General features: G+C 69.5%; 4 protein-coding genes. 3 read left to right on the top strand and 1 reads right to left on the bottom strand.

The genetic code is table 11. From position 1 onward, the window contains the following. The first annotated feature begins 309 nt into the window (after positions 1-309). Positions 310-540: a hypothetical protein gene (locus G6020_RS09110; RefSeq protein ID WP_179525389.1), complete on the top strand. Its 231-nt coding sequence runs from the start codon at positions 310-312 to the stop codon at positions 538-540. A gap of 26 nt (positions 541-566) precedes the next feature. Beyond that, on the top strand, positions 567-1,136 hold the full coding sequence (locus G6020_RS09115; protein ID WP_338404200.1) for a GNAT family N-acetyltransferase: 570 nt from the start codon (positions 567-569) through the stop codon (positions 1,134-1,136). Positions 1,137-1,140: 4 nt separating this feature from the next. Here the strand turns inward: G6020_RS09115 and zapE are convergent, their stop codons facing one another. Next, positions 1,141-2,157 (bottom strand): cell division protein ZapE, encoded by a 1,017-nt coding sequence (gene zapE, locus G6020_RS09120; protein ID WP_179525390.1) that lies wholly within the window; start codon positions 2,155-2,157, stop codon positions 1,141-1,143. 104 nt (positions 2,158-2,261) lie between these two features. On the opposite strand from zapE, the gene G6020_RS09125 reads away from it, so the two are divergent. Continuing rightward, the coding region (locus G6020_RS09125; RefSeq protein ID WP_347238342.1) for a dihydrofolate reductase family protein at positions 2,262-2,669 on the top strand (408 nt) is incomplete at its 3' end.

Genomic DNA, 2,669 nt, shown 5'->3' on the forward strand with positions numbered 1-2,669 from the left:
GCTCGTTTGTTCGAGGAAGGCACTCCCAGGGCGCTCCCGGGGCGCACCCTGCCAACACGAGGTGCGCCTAGGCGTTCCCTCCTGTTCGGGAACACTCCCGGTCAGAGTGGGTGCCATCTCTCCCACCGGCACCGGAGCAGAGGGTCACGCTTCCCTGACACGGAAGAGGTCACTGGTTCAATCCCAGTATCGCGCACCACGACACACGCCCCGGCTGACCGCCGGGGCGTCGTGCATTTCGGCGGGATCGCTCCCTGTTCGGTACGTGCCCGTGCTCGCCGCGTGATGAGGATCACTCATCATCGGGGTATGTCCACTGCGCACAGACTGCCCCACACGGCGACGGTCGACTCGATTTCCCTGGAGGACGTCCGGGGGCGGGTCGTCGACCTCCGGCACACCACGGGCATCCTCGTCGACCTGCGCCGCACGGCCACGGACACCTACGAGGTCACTATGGTCCTCGGAGGCGGAGACGACTCGGAACGGCTGGTGATGTCCGGGGTGGGTGGGACCGAGAACCTGCACCTGCATTCCTGATCCCCGCGCCCCGCTAGTCTCACGGGGTGATCGCCAGCGTCGAACCCACCGTCGAACCCGCAGTCGCGGCAGATCTCGGCCCGATTGCCGCGCTGGCAGCCCGGACGTTCCCGCTGGCGTGTCCCCCGGATCTCCCCCGGGACTCGATCGACGCCTTCATCGCCCGGCATCTCTCCACCGGCGCGCTGAGTGTCCATCTGGTCACCCCCGGGCACGAACTCCTCGCGGCCAGGACGCCGGGTGGGCGACTCGCCGCATACGCCCTCCTCGTGGACGGGATCGAGATGGACCCGGCCTGCGCCGATCAGATCCTCCACCGACCCACCGTCGGGATCAGCAAGCTGTACGTCGACCCCGGCCACCACGGTTCGGGCATCGCGGCCCTGGTTCTCGACGACGTCGTCCGGAGGTGTGCCGGGAGGGGCGCGCGAAGTCTGTGGCTCGCCACCAACGTGGCCAACACCAGGGCACGCCGGTTCTACGCCAGGCAGGGGTTCGCCGAACGGGGAACGCGCACGTTCGACGTGGGCGGCGTGTCCAACACCGACGTCGTCTACGAGAGGGAGCTCGGTGGGAGGGCCCCGGGTCAGGACTGAGCGTTCAGCCGCCGACCGTCTCGAAACGCGACAGCGCGAGGAGCCGGGACGTGGCCCGCAGGTACTTCTTCCGGTAGCCGCCGGCGATCATCTCCTCGGTGAAGATCGCGTCGAGCTTCTCCCCCGAGTTACGGACGGGGATCCCGGCGTCGTACAGGCGGTCCGCCAGGACGACCAGACGCAGGGCGATGGCCTGGTCCGGCAACGGAGCGACGTCGCGCAGGCACACCCTGGTCACCCCGTCGACGAGGCGGTTGTACTTGGACGGGTGGAGGGTGGCCAGGTGCCCGCACAGCGCGTCGAAGTCGTCCAGCGTCGCCCCGGGGTCCGCGCCGGCGTCCGCCTCGAGCTCCGCCTCGGACATGGGGTCCGGCGCCGGAGGAAGATTGCGGTGACGGTAGTCGGGGCCGTCGACTCGGATCGACTCGAAGATCCCCGACATCTTGCGGATCTCGCGCATGAAGTCCTTGGCCGCGAACCGCCCCTCGCCGAGCTGCTCGGGAAGGGTGTTGGAGGTGGCGGCCACGCTGACGCCCGCCGTGGTGAGCTCCGCGAGCAGCCGGGACACCAGCATGGTGTCACCCGGGTCGTCCAGCTCGAACTCGTCGATGCACAGCACCGAGTGACCGGACAGCTCCTCGACCGCACGGTTGAACCCGAGGGCACCCACCACGTGGGTCAGTTCGACGAACGTGCCGAACGCCTTGGGCTCGGGACAGGTGTGGTAGATCGAGGTCAACAGGTGGGTCTTGCCCACACCGAACCCGCCGTCGAGATAGATCCCCGCCCCCTCCACCGACTTGGGTCGACGCCCGAACAGTCCCTTCTTGGGGGAACGACGGGTCACGACGCCCTCGGCGAACTCCCGACACGCCTTGACCGCGGCGGCCTGGGAGGGCTCGGCGGGGTCCGGGATGTAGGACTCGAAACTCACGTCATCGAACATCGACGGCGGGACCATCTGTGCCACGAGTTGGTCGGCGGGGACCACCGGGGTGACGTCAACGAGGCGAGAGACCATGCGATGAGCCTATCGTGGGGCGACAGGCGTCAGAACGGAAGGAGCCCCAGGTGCTGTCGACCCGACCCCCCGCGCTCGACGACGACCCGGCTTCGCTCGACGCGATCTGGACCGCCCTCCAGCCGGACCAGCCCACGGGCGCCCCGATGATCCGTGCCGTCATGATCTCCTCCATCGACGGGACCACCACCGTCGACGGCCGGAGCGGGGGCCTGGGAACGCCCACCGACCGCCTGGTCTACGACGCCATGCGGGCCCGCGCCGACCTCGTCCTGGTGGGGTCCGGGACGGCGTTGGCCGAACGCTACGGTCCCGCCGTGGTGAGCCCGGTCTGGACGGACCGGCGCACCGGACCAGCGCCCACCGTCCTCGTCCTCACCAGGTCGCTACCCGATCGGCTGATCGACCTCTGCGCCGGCACCGACGACCGGGTCCGGATCGCCGCGGCACACGAGGTGGGTCGTCAGCGCATCGAGGCCGCGCGGGCGCGGGGCGTGAGAGTGCACGTGCTC

Source organism: Dietzia sp. B19, assembly GCF_014145155.1.
GTDB classification, from domain to species: Bacteria; Actinomycetota; Actinomycetes; order Mycobacteriales; family Mycobacteriaceae; genus Dietzia; species Dietzia natronolimnaea.

Excerpts from the sequence above, each read along its gene's own strand:
- zapE (WP_179525390.1), bottom strand. The coding sequence starts at position 2,157 with ATGGTCTCTCGCCTCGTTGACGTCACCCCGGTGGTCCCCGCCGACCAA.
- G6020_RS09110 (WP_179525389.1), top strand. The coding sequence starts at position 310 with ATGTCCACTGCGCACAGACTGCCCCACACGGCGACGGTCGACTCGATT.